Source organism: Streptomyces sp. RB17, from assembly GCF_009604455.1.
Taxonomy (GTDB): Bacteria; Actinomycetota; Actinomycetes; order Streptomycetales; family Streptomycetaceae; genus Streptomyces.
On the sequence record NZ_WEGL01000011.1, the window covers coordinates 136,946 to 153,235 of the forward strand.

Genomic DNA, 16,290 nt, shown 5'->3' on the forward strand with positions numbered 1-16,290 from the left:
CGGAAGCAGCCGTCGGGCAGGAGAAGCCGTCAGGACAGGTCGCGCAGGGCCCTGCCGAGCAGGGCCACGCCCTCGGCGATGACTCCCGGCGCGGTGGCCGCGTAGCCGAGGACGAGGCCGGGCGGGCCGGGCAACTGCCGGTGCCAGGACAACGGTTGGCACTTCACGCCCCGGGCCAGTGCGGCGGCGGCGAGTTCGGTGTCGGGGACGTCCGCGGTGTACGTGACCGTCAGATGCAGGCCCGCCGCGGCGCCGTGCACGGTCCCGCCGGGCAGATGCCGGGCGAGCGCGGCGATCATCGCGTCGCGGCGGTCGCGATGCCGGCGCCGCAACAGCCGCAGCTGCCGCTCCAGCCCACCGGAGTCCATCAGCTGGGCGAGCACCAGCTGCGGCAGCACCGCGTTGCCCAGGTCGTTGAACCGCTTGGCGTCGACCAGGTCCGTGCGATAGCGGGGCGGGGCCACCAGCCAGCCGATGCGCAGCGCCGGAGCGAGCAGCTTCGACACGCTGCCCATGTAGCACACGCGGTCGGCCAGCAGCGCCCGCAGCGCGGGGACCGGCGGCCGGTCGTAGCGGTGCTCGGCGTCGTAGTCGTCCTCCAGGATCAGCCCGCCGTCCCGTGCCCAGCCCAGCAGCTCACGCCGGCGCTCGCCGCTGGTCACCACGCCGGTCGGGAACTGGTGGGCCGGTGTGAGCAGCACCGCGCGGGCGCCGGTCGAGCGCAGCGCGTCCACCCGCACCCCGTCCCCGTCGACCGGCACCGGCGGGGTGTCGAGGCCCCCGTTGCGCAGATGCTGGCGGCCGCCGAGCGAGCCGGGGTCCTCCACCGCGACGGCGTCGATCCCGTCCGCCCGCAGCACCTGGTGCAGCAGCGTGAGCGCCTGGGCGGTGCCGGCCACGATCAGCACCTCGTCCGGCTCCACCCGTACGCCCCGCATCCGCGCGAGCCAGTCGGCGACGGCCCGTCGCAGCGCGGGAGCGCCACGGGGGTCGCCGTAGCCGAGGTGCTCGGCGGACAGCGCCGCGAGCACGGCACGCTCGGCACGCAGCCAGGCGGTACGCGGAAAGGCGGCGAGGTCCGGCCGCCCCGGAGTGAGATCGACGTCGGCCGGCGCCTCCCGCAACGCGTCGAAGGCGTCGGCCCCCGGGGCCCGGAGGAACGGCGTCGAGGGTGCGGAGCGGCGTGTGGGGGCGGAGGCAGGGGGCAGGGGGCGGGGTCCGTGCGGGGTCGATGGGGGGTACTGCCCGGTGGCGGGAGGTGCACCGGGGGTGTGTCGGGACGTTGTGCCGGGGGCACGCGAGGACGGTGTCCCGGGTGCGGGGTGAGACATGGTCCCGAGCGGGCCGCACGCTACGGTGCCGGCCACGCCGGCCATGCCGGTGCCCGGTGTCCGGGACGCGTCGGCCGGCGGAGCCGCTGACGTCCTGGGGAGGGCTCTGCCGAGTGCCGCGTCCCCAGGCACCTTCGCCGACGCCCAGCCTTCCGCAGCCCCGCCGCCGCGAACGCCCCGTGCCGGAGCGAACGGTGCCGCCACCACCACCGTGCCCCCGCGGCGGCGGCCCTCCAGATGGCCGTCCTCGGCGAGGCGGCGGTACGCCTCGGTGATCACCCCACGGGAGACATGGAGTTCGGTGGCCAGCACCCGGGTGGGCGGGAGTCTGGTGCCGACCGCCAGACGGCCGTCCGCTATCGCCTGCCGCAGCCGTCCGGCCAGCCACTCGGCCTTTCCGCCGGCGGGCACGTCACCGGCCGCGAGCTGCAGGAAGTCCGAGCCCCGGCCCGGGAGTTCACCCGCGCCGGCCGGCACCGCTCGCTTCTCGTCCACCGTGCTCATGCTGTCATGCGCCGGGTTCAGCCGCCGAAGACGAAGTCCGGCGTGGCCTGGGTGAGCACGGCCGTCTCCGTGACGACCCCCCAGTGCGCCGCCACCTCCGCCTCGACCGTCTTCAGCAGCTCCGGCACGCTCTCCGCCCCGCCGTCGTGCATGGCCTCCGCCACCACCAGCACCCGGCGGGTGTGCTCGCCGACCGCCGAGTGGCCGCTCTGCCGGTGAGTCCAGCGCCGGGCGTGCGCGCGGCCCGCGGAGTCGACGAAGGTCACCTCGCCGGGCGCGGGATGCTCGACACCGCCGCCGAACGCCGTGTATGTCTCGTCCCCGCCGGCCGGCCGCACCTCCAGCAGCGGCCCGGTGATCCGGTCGACATCGAGGACCGCCACCGGGATCGCGTACGCCACCGACAGCGCGTTGCACAGGTCGACCAGCGGATGGATGCGCGGCAGCGTCCCCTCCTTCCGCAGCCGCCGCAGGAGCGACTCCGAGGCGCACCGGTACTGCGTCGGCTTCACTCCCGTACGGCTGAACGTCCGCCGCCAGGCCAGCACTTCGGGGAACTCGCCCTCGGTGGCGCCGGTCAGCCGGGCCAGGGCGCGGGCGGTGTACTCGGCGGCGCGCGGCCCGGTGTCCACACCGGCGCTCACGCCGTCGGCGTACAGCGCGCCGGAGGCCAGTTCGGGAAACGTGGCCCAGACGGTGTCCGCGTGCCGGAATCGCATGGTCAGGGACCTCCTCGGGTTCGGGAGCACCACCTTGCCGCGCCGGTGGTCCAGTCACCAGAGCCAAAGCCGGCACATGCCACCGGTCCATAACCAGCCACCCGGGCCACCCGGCACCCGGGCCACCCGGCACCCGGGCCACCCGGCACCCGGGCCACCCGGCACCCGGGCCACCCGGGCCACCCGGGCCACGGGGTCACCTGGGTCATCCGGCCACCGGGTCACCCGGGCCATCGGGTCATCCGGCCACCGCGTTATCCGGCCACCGGGTCATCCTGGGCCCCGGTCATCCGGCCGCGGGGTCATCCGGCCATCGGGTCACTGGGCCATCGGGTCATCCGGCCACCAGTCATCCGGCCACGGGGTCGTCCGGGCACCGGCGGACCCGGGCCATCGGGTCATCCGGCCGCCCGGGCCACGCGGCCGCCCGGCCACCGGGTCATCCGGCCATCGGGTCCGGGCCATCGGGCGGCCACCGGGTCATCCGGCCATCGGGTCCGGGCCATCGGGCGGCCACCGGGTCATCCGGCCATCGGGTCCGGGCCATCGGGCGGCCACCGGGTCATCCGGCCATCGGGTCCGGGCCATCGGGTCATCCGGCCACCAGCCATCCGGCCACGGGGTCATCCGGGCACCGGCGGACCCGGGCCGTCGGGTCATCCGGCCGCCCGAACCACGCGGCCGCCCGGCCACCGAGTCGCGGCCACCGGGTTACCCGGGTCATCCGGTCAAACGGTCGGCCATCCGCCCGTCCTGCCGAGCAGGGGGCCGACCGGTGCGCCTGCTCGGCAGGGCGGTGGGACTTGCCGGATGTCGCCCCGCCGGCGGACCCCGGGCCGTGGCCCCCGCGTCCCGCGTGACATCATCGGCCGCGGTCCGAACGCCGTCGTACGAGGAACACGATGAACCCCGCTCTCACCGTCACCCCGGCGGTCGGTGCCGCGCTGCTGGACGACTTCTCGCTGGAGATGACCGGCAAGGACGTCCCCCGGCTGGAGGAGGCGCAGGGCAGCATCCCGCGGGGCACCCGGATCAACATCACCTTCCTCGCCGGCGAGGACCTCGGCATGCGGCTGGCGGCCGCCCGCGCGGTCAAACGGCTCGGGTTCGTCCCCGTGCCGCACATCTCCGCCCGGCGCCTGCCCTCCCGCGCCGCCCTGGAGGAGTTCCTGTCCGGGCTGGCCGAGGACGGCACCGCCGAGAACGTCTTCGTCGTCGGCGGCGACCCCGCCCGCCCCGAGGGTCCCTACCCGGACGCCCTCGCCGTCCTGCGCACCGGCCTGCTCCAGCGCCACGGCGTCCGGCACATCGGCATCAGCGGCTACCCGGAGGGCCACCCCGCGATAGCCGACGGCACGCTGTGGTCGGCGCTCACCGACAAGGCTGCGGCCATCGGGGCGCACCGGTTCGGCGGTGACGTCATCACCCAGTTCGGCTTCGACGTCGACCCCGTCCTCGGCTGGCTGGAGGCCGCCCGCGCCCGGGGCGTACACCTGCCCGTACGCATCGGCGTGCCCGGACCGGCGGGCGTACGCCGGCTGCTCGGCTACGCCACCCGGTTCGGCGTCGCGACCAGCGCCTCCGTCGCCCGCAAGTACGGCTTCTCGCTGACCAACCTCATGGGCACGACCGGCCCGGACCGCTTCCTGCACGCGCTCGCCCGCCGCTACGACCCCGAACTGCACGGCGTCGTGAAGCTGCACTTCTACACGTTCGGCGGGCTGCGCCACACCGCCGAGTGGATCACCGGCTTCCGGCAGGCCACCGCCCTGGGCACGCCCGCGCCGTGATGCACCCGCGGGCCGGCCAGGTCACCCGCACCCCGCACCCCGGCCCGCCCCCCACGAACGCACGCACGCACGCACGGCCGGCCGGATCGGAACCCCACCAGGCCCGCGAACGCTGGTGTCGGATTTCCGCCAGCGATTGCCGCCCCGGGTGGCGGATGCTGGACGCATGCAGACAGCGACGCATCTCGACCGGGAGCACTGCGTACGCGCCGTGCAGTCCAAGGACGCGCGGTTCGACGGGTGGTTCTTCACGGCCGTCCTGACCACCCGGATCTACTGCCGCCCCAGCTGTCCCGTCGTCCCGCCGAAGCCCGAGAACATGACGTTCTACCCGAGCGCGGCCGCGTGCCAGCAGGCCGGTTTCCGGGCTTGCAAGCGCTGCCGCCCGGACACCAGCCCCGGCTCCCCGGAGTGGAACCAGCGCGCCGACCTGGTGGCCCGCGCCATGCGGCTCATCGCCGACGGTGTCGTGGACCGCGAGGGCGTGCCCGGACTCGCCGACCGGCTCGGCTACAGCACCCGCCAGGTGGAGCGGCAACTGCTCGCCGAACTCGGCGCGGGCCCCCTCGCGCTCGCCCGCGCCCAGCGCGCCCAGACCGCGCGGCTGCTCATCGAGACCACCCCGCTGCCCATGACGGAGATCGCCTTCGCGGCCGGCTTCTCCTCCCTCCGCACCTTCAACGACACCGTGCGCGAGGTCTTCGCCCTGAGCCCGAGCGAGTTGCGCGCCCGCGCGCCGAAGTCCGGGGCCGGTACGCCGGGCGTGCTCAGCCTGCGGCTGCCGTTCCGCGCCCCGCTCAACCCGGCCAACCTCTTCGGCCACCTCGCCGCCACCGCCGTACCCGGCGTCGAGGAGTGGCGCGACGGCGCGTACCGGCGCACGCTGCGCCTGCCGTACGCCCATGGGATCGTCTCCCTCACGCCCCGCCCCGACCACATCGCCTGCCGCCTCACCCTGAGCGATCTGCGCGACCTGCCCGTGGCGATCAGCCGGTGCCGCCGCATGCTCGACCTCGACGCCGATCCCGTCGCCGTGGACGACCGGCTGCGCACCGACCCGCTGCTCGCGCCGCTGGTCGACAAGGCGCCCGGCCGTCGGGTGCCGCGCACGGTCGACGAGGCCGAGTTCGCCGTTCGCGCCGTACTCGGACAGCAGGTGTCCACGGCCGCCGCGCGCACTCACGCGGCCCGCCTGGTCACCGCGCACGGCAAACCCCTCGACGACCCCGAGGGCGGCCTCACCCATCTCTTCCCTTCCCCCGAAGCCCTCGCCGCCGTGGACCCCGAGACCCTGGCGATGCCCCGCACCCGGCGCACCACCTTCACCACGCTGGTCCGCGAACTCGCCGAGGGCACCCTCCACCTGGGCGTCGAGTCCGACTGGGCCGAGGCCCGCGCCCGGCTCCTCGACCTGCCCGGCTTCGGCCCCTGGACCGTCGACGTCATCGCCATGCGCGCCCTCGGCGACCCCGACGCCTTCCTCCCCACCGACCTCGGCATCCGGCGCGCGGCACAGGAGCTGGGCCTGCCCTCCACCCCGGCCGCGCTCACCGCCCGCGCCGAGGCATGGCGGCCCTGGCGGGCGTACGCCGTGCAGTACCTGTGGGCGACCGACGGTCACCCGATCAACTTCCTGCCCGTGTAAGAAGGTTCCTCCGTGATGTCCCACACCGTGATCGACAGCCCGTACGGCCCGCTCACCCTGGTCGCCGACGCCGACGGCACCCTGTGCGGCCTCTACATGGCCGGCCAGCGGCACCGCCCGCCCGAGGAGAGCTTCGGCCCCCGGGACGACGGCCTGCCCTGCTTCGCCGAGGCCCAGGAGCAGCTGACGGCCTACTTCGCGGGCGAGTTGAGGCAGTTCACCGTCGAACTCGCGCTGAAGGGAACGCCGTTCCAGCGCACCGTCTGGCACCAGCTCACCCGCATCCCCTACGGCGAGACCCGCACCTACGGCCAGCTGGCCGACGCCCTCGGCAATCCGCAGGCCTCGCGCGCGGTCGGCCTCGCCAACGGCCGCAACCCCGTCGGCATCATCGTCCCCTGCCACCGCGTGATCGGCTCCGACGGCAGCCTCACCGGCTACGGCGGCGGCCTGCCCCGCAAGCGCCGCCTGCTGGACTTCGAACGGGGCACCGTCCTGTTGTAGCCGCTAGGCGCCGCTCTCGGCCCGGATCCCGTCCAACAGCGCGGGCAGGGCGGTGCCGATCGGCTCCCGTACGACCTCGTCGGCGAGTTCGTCGTACGGCGTCGGCTCGGCGTTGACGATGATCAGGCGGGCGCCGTGGTCGGCGGCGATGCCGACCAGGCCGGCGGCGGGCTGTACCTGAAGGCTGCTGCCGAGGGCGACGAAGACGGTGCACGCCTTGCTGATGGACACCGCCTCACCGAGGACCATCGGGTCCAGCCGTTCGCCGAACATCACCGTCGCGGACTTCAGGATGCCGCCGCAGGTCAGACATGCGGGGTCCTCCTCGCCGGCCTCGACGCGGGCGAGGGCGCCCTCCATCGGCCCGCGCGCATGGCACTGCGTGCACACGACACTGCGTGCGCTGCCGTGCAGTTCGAGCACCTTCCGGGCGGGCATTCCGGCCTGCTGGTGCAGTCCGTCCACGTTCTGCGTGATGACCCGCACCGGGACGCCGGACTTCTCCAGCTCGGCGACGGCCCGGTGCGCGGCGTTGGGCTCGGCATGGAGCGTGCGGTTCTTGCGCCGCATCTGCCAGGACCGCCGCCGGATCTCCGGGTCCGCCATGTAGTACTCGTACGTGACGAGCTTCTCGGCCTCCGGATCCCGCCGCCACAGCCCGTTCGGCCCGCGGTAGTCCGGGATGCCGGAGTCGGTGGAGATACCCGCGCCACTGAGAAGGGCAAGGAGAGGCCTGTTCATGGGCCGAGAGTAGGACGCCCGTTCGGTCGGGGCGAGCGGATATCGGGGGCGCCGGCCGGTGCCGGGCGGAACGGCCGGTGCGGATGGGCAGCGACCGGCATGCCGAACGCCCGTCGTTCCGGCAGCTGGGCAACCGTGTGGTCGAACGTCGCCTGCGCCATTGCCACGCCCGCCGTGCCGAAGCCGATCCGGCCGTGGGCCAGGGTGCTCAGCGCATGACGGAGTTCCTGTTCCTCGATGCCGCCGAGCAGGTCGTCGCCGGTGAGCCGTGTCCGTCGAGCACCCGGCCGGACGCGGTCCGGTCCGCCTCCTTGCGCACGGTCCGCGGGGGCAGGTCGCTGGACGCCTCGAGCGCCGTCGTGGCGAACGCGCCGGCCACGGAGCCGTCGACGACCTTGCTCAGCCGGCGGCGGCGATGGGCGTCGTGGCCGAGCGCGTTCCCGGCGAGGACTGTGTGCGGCGCCGGTCGTCGCGTGCTTGTAGGGGCTTACCGGACTGCCGGCCCTGCCGTCGATCTCGGCGTCCGGCGACAATCCGCCGATCGCCCGCGCACGGCCTCCTCGATAGACTCGCGGGGTGGAGATCGAGTGGGCGCCTGCCCGCAAGCCGGCCGCTCGGAAGGCGTGGCGGGCGGTGCTTCGGCCGGTCGCGACGGAGCTGGCCGCGGCGGCGGAGGCGCTCGCGCAGCAGACCATCGCGACCCTGCGGGCCGAGCAGCCGGACTGGTTCCCGGACGCCGAGTCGGTCGCCGCGACCGCCAAGAGCAACGAGGCCCACATCCGGCTCTTCGCACGGATGCTGGAGCAGGGCGGCGATCCACGCCTGGCCGACCTGCCGGCCGCCACCTTCGAGGCGGCGCGCTCGGCGGTGCACCGCCAACTGGCGATGGGGGCGGTGCTCCGCACCTACCGCCTCGGCCACGAGATGCTGTGGCAGTGGATGTTCGACCGGATCATCGCGCGAGCCGCCGACGCGGCCGAGCAGGCGGCCGCTCTCGATCTGGCCTCGGGGTGGCTGTTCGCGTACATCGACACGGCGGTCACACAGGCGGAATCCCGGTACGCGGCCGAGCGGGAGGCCTGGCTGCGCAGCGCGGCCGCGGCCCGAGCGGAGGCGATCGAGTCCATCGTGGACGGGCGTGAGCGCGATCAGAGCCGGGCGAGCGCGCGGCTACGCCATGAGCTCAACCGCCACCACCTCGGCCTGCTCGCCTGGGCCGTCGAGACCACGTCCGACGGACAGGCGGACTCCGCCGTCCAACAGGCGGTGGCGGCGGCAGCGCGGGCGTTCGGCGCGGACACCACGCTGACGCATCCGCTCGGCCCGCAGACGCAGGCCGCGTGGCTCAGCCGTACGACGGCGTTCGCCGAGCCGGACCTCGACCCGGCGCGGCTCCCCGTTCCCGACGGCATCCGGGTCGTCGCCGGAGAGCCGGCGTACGGGCTGGAGGGTTTTCGCCGTACGCACGTCGAGGCCACGCACGCCCGCCGGGTGGTGATGCTGGCCGAGCCGCACACCACACCGGTCACCCGCTATCGCACCGTGGCCGTCGCCGCGCTCGGCACCGTGGACGCCGAGCAGGCCCGCGCGTTCGTCGTCCGCGTGCTCGGGCGCCTCGCCGACGACGACGAGAGCACCTTCCGGCTGGCGACGACGCTGGCCGGCTACCTGGACGAGAACTGCAGCCGCACCCGCACCGCGCAGCGGCTCCTGATCCACCCCAACACGGTGACCTACCGGGTGCAGCAGGCCAAGCGGATCCTCGGCCGGGGCATCGACACCGGCACGCTGGACCTGCGGGTGGCCCTGGCGCTGCTTCCCACGCTGCGTGGCCTGCGGCAGGCCCGGTGAGCGTCACGGCGCGGGCCGCCACCCGGGTTCCAGGGTGTCGAGGAGGGCGTGGAAGGCCTTGTCCGTCCGGTCCCAGTGGCCGTTCGCCAGCGGGGCGATCAAGAGGCCGAAGGTCGCGTCGGCCAGCAGGGCGGCCTGAATGCCGGCCCGGTCCTGGTCCATGCCGAGATCGCGGAAGACGGAGATGAGCAGGTCCGTCCACTCGGTGAGGATGTCGTGCAGGACGGGCCCGTACCAGTCGGGGTGGAGCACGCTGGCGCTCATGACCTCGAGATACAGGGGGAGCGCGGCACGTACGTCGGGGTCGCTGAACTGACGCCACACCTCCTCCATGAAGCGGCGCAGTCCTGCCGCGTCCTTCGGTGAGCCGAACCTCTCCAGCAGTTCGCGGCTGCGCAGGAGAGGCCGGCGCTCGTAGCCCGAGAGGGCCTCGGCCACCATCCGTTCCTTCGAGCCGAAGTAGTACAGGAGCATGCGGTCGCTGGTGCCCAGTGCACGGGCCAGGGGCCGCAGGGAGAGGTCCGTCAGCCCGTTGCGGAGGACGTATGCGCGGACCTGGTCGAGCAGATCGCGTCGTTTGGCCGGGTCGGGCGGCCGGGGCATGGGGACTCCTGAAGGTGGTGAGGGGACTCCGTGACTATGCGCCCGTTGCGGGATTTTTATTGGTTATAGATTCTTTTGATGATGCCTTTACTGTAACACCCGCTACGTCTATATTTGAGGTGTAGCGCCTGCTACATGTACGGACTCGCTCAGAAGGACTGATTCCTATGGCCACCCACGCCGCCCTCTCCTGGGCCACCCGGCAGTGGGCCCTGTGGTCCCGTGCGCTCGCCCCGGTACGACCGCTGGACGCGCCCCGGGGGCGCGCCACGGAATGGGACGCCTCCTGGCCCCTGCCGCGGGATCTGACCTCGGCGGGCCGGGCCCGGCGGCTGGTCACCGCTCAGCTGGGCGAGTGGGCGTTGTCCGACCTGGCCGACACCGCCGAGCTCCTGGTCAGCGAGGTCGTCACCAACGCCCTGCGGCACACCCGCGGGCCGCTCAGGCTCAACCTGCGGGTGCGTGACTCCCGTCTGGCGTGCGAGGTCGAGGACACCGAGTCCGCCGGCCCTCTGCGCAGCGTCGTCGACACCGACGCGGAAGGCGGGCGCGGGACGGACCTCCTCGACCTGCTCGCGGACGCCTGGGGCAGCACGGAGACGCCCACGGGCAAGACCATCTGGTTCGAACTGCGGGCGCCGGACCAGGCTGTGGTGAGCACCGAGGACGCCGAGGACGCCTTGATGGTGTCCTGAGGCGGTTCGGCCGAGGCGTGGTCATGCCACCCGGTGGCCGTTCTCCAGTTCCGCCGTGCCGGAGCCGTCCACGAGGACGTCCAGGGCGGTCAGGACGCGGCGGCCGAGGGCACCGGGAAGGTGGTCGGTGATCTCCTCGCGCGGGACCAGGCGCCAGGACAGCAGCTCCTCCTCCTGGAGGCGGATCGCCTTCAGGTCGGCCTCGGTGAGCACACCACCGTCGTACAGGTACGCCACCAGCGGGGGCCGGCCCGCGCCGTGCACCCAGTCCACGGCCAGCAGCCGGCCCGGCACCCGGTCGAGCCCGATCTCCTCCAGCGTCTCCCGGCGCGCGCCCTGACGCGGGGTCTCCCCGTCGTCCGACTCGATCGTGCCACCCGGAAGCGTCCAGCCCTCGCGGTAGTTGGGCTCCACCAGCAGCACGCGCCCCTCGGCGTCCCGGCAGAGCACGGCCGCGCCGGCGAGGACACGGGGCAGGCCGGCGATGTACGTGGCGAAGTCAGGGGTGGTGGTCATTGGGGAAGGGTAACCAGCCGCGGCACGGCTACGGGGCCGCCGTCGCCAGGCGCAGGGTGCGTTCCGCCAGCGCACTGATCCGTACGCCGTCGAAGCCGAACACCGCGCTCCGGGCCGTGTCCTGCAGTGGGGCCTTCCACCGCTCCGGGATGGCGTCCGCGCCCGTGAGCACCCCGGCCACCGAGCCGGCCGTCGCCCCGTTGGAGTCGGTGTCCAGACCGCCGCGCACGGTCAGGGCGATGGTCCGGGTGAAGTCGCCGTCGCCGTACAGCAGCCCGGCGGTCAGGACGGCGGCGTTCGGGACGGTGTGGATCCAGCCGAGCCCGGCGGTCTCCGCGGCCAGGGTGGCCAGGGTCACCTCCCAGGGCAGCCGCGTCTCGTGCAGGGTCATGACCCGCCGTACGGTCCGGGCGAGCCGGCTGCTCGCCGGGATCACGCCGAGCGCGCTCTCCAGGGCGTCCCGCACGGTCGGTGCGGTGAACGCCGCCGCGATCAGCGCGGCGGCCCACATGGCGCCGTACACGCCGTTCCCGGTGTGCGACAGCACCGCGTCCCGGCGGGCGAGTCCGGCGGCGGCCACGGGGTCGCCGGGGCGGGTCCAGCCGTGCACGTCGGCGCGGATCAGCGCGCCGATCCACTCCTGGTACGGGTTGTCGTACGTCGCCGTCAGCGGTGGCTTCAGCCCGTTGGCGAGATTGCGGTACGCCGCCCGTTCCGCGGTGAAGGTCTGCAGGTACGGCAGCCGCAGCAGCCACAGCTCGCCGACCTGCTCGGTGCTGAAGCCGAAGCCGTGCGTCTCCAGCAGGTGCAGGCCGAGGATCGCGTAGTCGACGTCGTCGTCGCGCACACTGCCGTGGATCCGGCCGCGCACGCAGCTTCGCCACTCCGGGCGCAGTACGGCGCCGTCGGCCGGGTCGGCGGGCTCGGGCAGGTAGTCGGTGAGCGGCAGCGCCTCGGCCTTGCGCAGGTAGCGGTCGATGCGCTCGCGGGTCCACACCTCGCCCTGCTCCACCGGCTTGCCGAGCATGTTGCCCGCGATCCGGCCGAGCCAGCCGCCGTGGATGCGGTCGGCGAGGACGGCGGCGTCGGCGGCGTCGGCGGGTTGCGGGCGCTGGCTGGTCATGGCGGGGATCTACCCGTTTTCCCCGGGCTCCTCCCAGCCGCTTCCCAGCCTTCGGTCGGGGCATGACGACGGGGGTGTCCTCCGGTTAAGGTCGCAGCGGCGCGACTGGCCCTGACGTGCGCGGGGCCCGGAGAGCAAGGGGAAGCAAGGTGGCGGACGCTGCAGTGAACGAGACCCGTCGGGTGCTCATCGCCGCGGACAAGTTCAAGGGCTCGCTGACGGCCGTACAGGTCGCCGAGCGGGTGACGGCCGGGCTGCGCCGGGTCGTGCCGGACCTGACGGTCGAGGCGCTGCCCGTGGCCGACGGCGGCGACGGGACCGTGGACGCGGCGGTCGCGGCCGGTTTCGAGCGCCGCGAGGTACGGGTCGCCGGGCCGCTGGGCCAGGAGGTCACCGCCGCGTTCGCGCTGCGCGATGGGACCGCGGTCGTGGAGATGGCCGAGGCGAGCGGCCTGCAGCGCCTTCCGGCCGGGGTCTTCGCACCCCTGACGGCCTCGACGTACGGCTCCGGCGAACTGCTGCGGGCCGCGCTCGACGCCGGCGCGCGGACGATCGTGTTCGGCGTCGGCGGCAGCGCCACGACCGACGGCGGCGCGGGCATGCTGTCCGCGCTGGGCGCGCGCTTCCTGAACGAGGACGGCGATCCGGTGACGCCGGGCGGCGGCGGGCTGGCGGAACTCGCCCGCGCCGACCTGTCCGGACTGGACCCGCGACTGTCCTCGGTGGAGCTGGTGCTGGCCAGCGATGTCGACAATCCGCTGACCGGGCCGAAGGGCGCGCCGGCGGTGTACGGCCCGCAGAAGGGCGCCTCGCCGGACGAGGTGGACGCCCTGGACGCGGCCCTCGCCCACCTCGCCAAGGTGCTGGAGGCCGAGGTCGGGCCGCGGGCGGCGGAGTACGCGGCGTCGCCGGGCGCGGGGGCGGCGGGCGGCATCGGGTTCGGCGCGCTGCTGTTGGGCGCGCGTTTCCGGCCCGGTATCGAGGTCATGCTGGACGTCCTGGGCTTCGCGCCCGCGCTGGAGCGTGCCACGCTGGTGATCACCGGTGAGGGCTCCCTGGACGAGCAGACACTGCACGGGAAGGCGCCGGCGGGGGTTGCCGCGGTTGCGCGGGCCGCGGGCAAGGTCGTGGTGGCGGTGTGCGGGCGGCTGGCTCTCTCGCCGGAGGCGCTGGTGCGCGCCGGGATCGAGCAGGCCTACCCCCTGACCTCCGTCGAGCCCGACGTGGCCAGGTGCATCGCGGACGCCGGGCCGATTCTGGAGCGGGTCGCCGTGCGCATTGCCGAGGACTACTTGGGCTGAAGCCCCTGGGGGCTCCGCCCCCAGGTGGGCCACACAAGCAAGGGGCCCCGGACCATTGCCTGGTCCGGGGCCCCTTGCCGAAGCGCCGCTACGGCAACTGCGCCGCCCGCGCCTCCCGCCGGTTGTCGCGGAAGTTGTTCACCCGTCGAGCCGTGGCGAACAACGGAATCACCGCGCCCATGACCAGCTGGAGCGCGCAGCCCGTCTGCAGGAGCAGCTGACCGCTCGGGGCGTCGAAGGCCCACGCCGCCAGCAGGCCCATGGACAGGACGATCCAGGCGAGCATCGCGCCGGCGAGGCGTCCCCTCGGCTTCGGATATTCCACCCGGCTCACCATCAGCCACGCCGTGCCCAGGATCGCCAGCAGCGTCGCCACGAAGGGCAGCTCCAGCAGGACGATGGAGACCACCGTCAGCGCGCCGAACGGCGAGGGCATGCCCTGGAACATGCCGTCCTTCATGGTCACGCAGGAGAAGCGCGCCAGACGGAGGACGACCGCGAGGAGCACCACGATTGCCCCCAGCGCCGCCATCCGCTGGTGCGCGTCGTCCGCGACCATGCCGTAGACGAGGACGAAGTACGCGGGCGCGAGCCCGAAGCTGATCAGGTCGGAGAGGTTGTCCAGCTCCGCGCCCATCGGCGACGAGCGCAGCTTGCGGGCCACCAGTCCGTCGAACAGGTCGAAGACGGCCGCGCAGAGCATCAGGATGACGGCCGTGGCGGCGCTGTGCCGCGCCATGCCCGCGGACTCGTCGTTCCCCGTCAGATGCGGGATGAGGATGCCGGTGGTGGTGAAGTACACCGCCATGAACCCGCACGTGGCGTTGCCCAGGGTGAGGGTGTCCGCTATCGACAGGCGGAGCGAGAGGGGCATCTCCTCCTCGTCGTCCACTTCGTCGGCCTCGGGCACCCAGCCCGCCTGGGTCTCCGGATCAATCACGGTCAATGCGAGTCACCCCAGCCACGGTCTTCTGTCCGACCTCGACCGCGACCTCCACGCCCTCGGGCAGGTAGAGGTCGACACGCGAGCCGAAGCGGATCAGACCGATTCGGTCGCCCTGCTCGACCTTCGTGCCCTGAGGGATGTAGGGGACGATGCGGCGGGCCACCGCGCCGGCGATCTGGATCATCTCGATGTCGCCGAGTTCGGTGTCGAAATGCCAGACTACGCGCTCGTTGTTCTCGCTCTCCTTGTTGAAAGCCGGAACAAAGCCGCCGGGGATGTGCTCGACGGACGTCACCGTGCCCGCGAGGGGCGCGCGGTTGACGTGGACGTTCAGCGGGCTCATGAAGATCGCGACGCGGGTGCGCCCGTCCTTCCACGGCATGATGCTCTGCACCACACCGTCGGCGGGCGAGATCACCCGGCCGGAGCCGATCTCGCGCTCGGGGTCGCGGAAGAACCACAGCATGCCCGCGGCGAGCGCGGTGGCGGGCACGGCCACGGCCTTCGCCGCGCCGGAGCGGCGGGCGCGGGCCAGGCCGAGGGCTGCGGTGGCGACGGTCGGGAGAAGCCACGGCGATGCTCCGCGCGCGAGGCGTACGCCGGCTCGGCTGTCGCGAGGTGCAGAGGTTTGGCTGTGGGGCATGGATGACCTTCGTAGCGGATGATGCCGCGCAAGACGGGGGACGGCGGCTTTCCCGGGATCGTACCGGTCGCGGGCCACAACTGGGCAAGCCAGGCTGCCGAGTCGGCGGCCGAAGAACGTCTACGGGGTGTGATCTTCTTCTCGAAGAAAACACCCCGTATCCGGACAATCAACCCTGGAACCGATACTCTTCGAGCAGTCTGCGGCCGATGATCATTTTCTGGATCTCGGCGGTACCTTCACCGATGAGCAGCATCGGGGCCTCCCGGTAGAGGCGCTCGATCTCGTACTCCTTGGAGAAGCCGTAGCCGCCGTGGATCCGGAAGGCGTCCTCCACGACCTCCTTGCAGTACTCGGAGGCCAGGTACTTCGCCATCCCGGCTTCCAGGTCGTTGCGCTGGCCGGAGTCCTTCTTGCGCGCTGCGTTGACCATCATTGCATGGGCGGCCTCGACCTTGGTGGCCATCTCCGCCAGCTTGAACTGGATGGCCTGGTGCTGGGCGATCGGCTTGCCGAAGGTGTGTCGCTGCTGGGCGTACCGGACGCCGAGCTCGAAGGCACGCTGGGCGACGCCGCAGCCACGCGCCGCCACGTTGACCCGGCCGACCTCGACGCCGTCCATCATTTGGTAAAAACCTCGGCCGGTGGCGCCGCCGAGCACCCGATCGGCCGGTACCCGCAGGCCGTCCATGATCAGCTCGGTGGTGTCGACGCCCTTGTAGCCCATCTTGTCGATCTTGCCGGGGATGGTCAGCCCCGGGCGGACCTCGCCGAAGCCCGGCTCCTTCTCGACCAGGAAGGTCGTCATCGACTTGTGGGGAGCGGTGCCCTCGGGGTGACCCTCGTCACTCCGGACGAGAACCGCCACCAGGGACGACGTGCCGCCGTTCGTCAGCCACATCTTCTGGCCGTTCAGGACGTACTCGTCGCCGTCCTTGACCGCCTTCGAGGTGATCGCCGACACATCGGAGCCCAGCCCCGGCTCCGACATCGAGAAGGCGCCCCGGATGTCGCCGGCCGCCATCCTCGGCAGGAAGTGGTCCTTCTGCTCCTGCGTACCGTGCTGCTTGAGCATGTACGCGACGATGAAGTGGGTGTTGATGATGCCGGACACCGACATCCAGCCACGGGCGATCTCCTCCACGCACAGCGCGTAGGTCAGGAGCGACTCGCCCAGGCCCCCGTACTCCTCGGGGATCATCAGACCGAACAGGCCGAGTTCCTTCAGGCCGTCCACGATCGCTTGCGGGTACTCGTCGCGGTGCTCCAGCTCGGTCGCGACAGGAATGATCTCCTTGTCGACAAAGTCCCGGACGGTGGAGAGGATCTCCTGCTGGACGTCGGTCAGACCGGCGGTCTGGGCGAGACGGGCCATGGC

At 73.0% G+C, this 16,290-nt stretch carries 16 protein-coding genes; 6 read left to right on the forward strand and 10 right to left on the reverse strand.

Annotated features, from left to right (window positions below; genetic code table 11):
• Positions 1-29: 29 nt before the first annotated feature.
• Together SRB17_RS38455 and SRB17_RS38460 are read right to left on the reverse strand one after the other, a co-directional pair.
• A complete protein-coding gene (locus SRB17_RS38455; RefSeq protein WP_153545818.1) occupies positions 30-1,835 on the reverse strand; it encodes a PLP-dependent aminotransferase family protein in 1,806 nt (601 codons plus the stop codon).
• Positions 1,836-1,852: 17 nt separating this feature from the next.
• Positions 1,853-2,554, reverse strand: coding sequence for a B3/4 domain-containing protein (locus SRB17_RS38460; RefSeq protein WP_153545820.1), 702 nt, complete (start codon positions 2,552-2,554; stop codon positions 1,853-1,855).
• Positions 2,555-3,456: 902 nt separating this feature from the next.
• Between SRB17_RS38460 and SRB17_RS38465 the strand changes: the two genes are divergently transcribed.
• The 3 genes from SRB17_RS38465 to SRB17_RS38475 all read left to right on the forward strand — a co-directional run bounded on the left by SRB17_RS38465 (position 3,457) and on the right by SRB17_RS38475 (position 6,493).
• Complete coding sequence (locus tag SRB17_RS38465; protein ID WP_153545822.1) at positions 3,457-4,344, forward strand: methylenetetrahydrofolate reductase; 888 nt, start codon at positions 3,457-3,459, stop codon at positions 4,342-4,344.
• A gap of 166 nt (positions 4,345-4,510) precedes the next feature.
• The gene (locus tag SRB17_RS38470) at positions 4,511-5,989 is read left to right on the forward strand and encodes an AlkA N-terminal domain-containing protein (RefSeq protein ID WP_153545824.1); all 1,479 of its coding nucleotides are present in this window, start codon (positions 4,511-4,513) and stop codon (positions 5,987-5,989) included.
• A 12-nt stretch (positions 5,990-6,001) separates the two neighbouring features.
• Positions 6,002-6,493 (forward strand): methylated-DNA--[protein]-cysteine S-methyltransferase, encoded by a 492-nt coding sequence (locus tag SRB17_RS38475; protein WP_323377218.1) that lies wholly within the window; start codon positions 6,002-6,004, stop codon positions 6,491-6,493.
• A 3-nt stretch (positions 6,494-6,496) separates the two neighbouring features.
• Here the strand turns inward: SRB17_RS38475 and SRB17_RS38480 are convergent, their stop codons facing one another.
• On the reverse strand, positions 6,497-7,234 hold the full coding sequence (locus SRB17_RS38480) for an SIR2 family NAD-dependent protein deacylase (protein ID WP_153545828.1): 738 nt from the start codon (positions 7,232-7,234) through the stop codon (positions 6,497-6,499).
• A gap of 208 nt (positions 7,235-7,442) precedes the next feature.
• Positions 7,443-7,613, reverse strand: a complete 171-nt coding sequence (locus tag SRB17_RS45640; protein WP_194294263.1) for a hypothetical protein — start codon at positions 7,611-7,613, stop codon at positions 7,443-7,445.
• 197 nt (positions 7,614-7,810) lie between these two features.
• Between SRB17_RS45640 and SRB17_RS38490 the strand changes: the two genes are divergently transcribed.
• Positions 7,811-9,085 (forward strand): helix-turn-helix domain-containing protein, encoded by a 1,275-nt coding sequence (locus tag SRB17_RS38490; RefSeq protein ID WP_194294264.1) that lies wholly within the window; start codon positions 7,811-7,813, stop codon positions 9,083-9,085.
• Between the two features lie 3 nt (positions 9,086-9,088).
• Here SRB17_RS38490 and SRB17_RS38495 read toward each other — a convergent pair whose 3' ends face one another.
• Entirely contained in the window at positions 9,089-9,688 is a 600-nt protein-coding gene (locus SRB17_RS38495; protein ID WP_153545832.1) for a TetR/AcrR family transcriptional regulator, read from the reverse strand.
• 167 nt (positions 9,689-9,855) lie between these two features.
• Here SRB17_RS38495 and SRB17_RS38500 point away from each other — a divergent pair, with 167 nt between their 5' ends.
• Positions 9,856-10,383, forward strand: a complete 528-nt coding sequence (locus SRB17_RS38500; protein WP_228396509.1) for an ATP-binding protein — start codon at positions 9,856-9,858, stop codon at positions 10,381-10,383.
• A gap of 21 nt (positions 10,384-10,404) precedes the next feature.
• On the opposite strand, the gene SRB17_RS38505 is transcribed toward SRB17_RS38500, so the two are convergent.
• Both SRB17_RS38505 and SRB17_RS38510 read right to left on the reverse strand, forming a co-directional pair.
• A complete protein-coding gene (locus SRB17_RS38505) occupies positions 10,405-10,899 on the reverse strand; it encodes an NUDIX domain-containing protein (RefSeq protein ID WP_153545834.1) in 495 nt (164 codons plus the stop codon).
• Positions 10,900-10,927: 28 nt separating this feature from the next.
• Positions 10,928-12,022 carry an ADP-ribosylglycohydrolase family protein gene (locus tag SRB17_RS38510; protein ID WP_153545837.1) on the reverse strand — a complete coding sequence of 365 codons (1,095 nt, stop codon included), beginning with the start codon at positions 12,020-12,022 and terminating at the stop codon, positions 10,928-10,930.
• A 164-nt stretch (positions 12,023-12,186) separates the two neighbouring features.
• On the opposite strand from SRB17_RS38510, the gene SRB17_RS38515 reads away from it, so the two are divergent.
• Positions 12,187-13,323: a glycerate kinase gene (locus tag SRB17_RS38515; protein WP_323377228.1), complete on the forward strand. Its 1,137-nt coding sequence runs from the start codon at positions 12,187-12,189 to the stop codon at positions 13,321-13,323.
• A gap of 88 nt (positions 13,324-13,411) precedes the next feature.
• Here the strand turns inward: SRB17_RS38515 and pssA are convergent, their stop codons facing one another.
• The 3 genes from pssA to SRB17_RS38530 all read right to left on the reverse strand — a co-directional run bounded on the left by pssA (position 13,412) and on the right by SRB17_RS38530 (position 16,287).
• Positions 13,412-14,233 carry a CDP-diacylglycerol--serine O-phosphatidyltransferase gene (pssA, locus tag SRB17_RS38520; protein ID WP_323377294.1) on the reverse strand — a complete coding sequence of 274 codons (822 nt, stop codon included), beginning with the start codon at positions 14,231-14,233 and terminating at the stop codon, positions 13,412-13,414.
• Between the two features lie 22 nt (positions 14,234-14,255).
• Entirely contained in the window at positions 14,256-14,912 is a 657-nt protein-coding gene (locus tag SRB17_RS38525; RefSeq protein ID WP_153546089.1) for a phosphatidylserine decarboxylase, read from the reverse strand.
• A 169-nt stretch (positions 14,913-15,081) separates the two neighbouring features.
• Positions 15,082-16,287: an acyl-CoA dehydrogenase family protein gene (locus SRB17_RS38530; RefSeq protein WP_153545839.1), complete on the reverse strand. Its 1,206-nt coding sequence runs from the start codon at positions 16,285-16,287 to the stop codon at positions 15,082-15,084.
• Positions 16,288-16,290 lie beyond the last annotated feature (3 nt).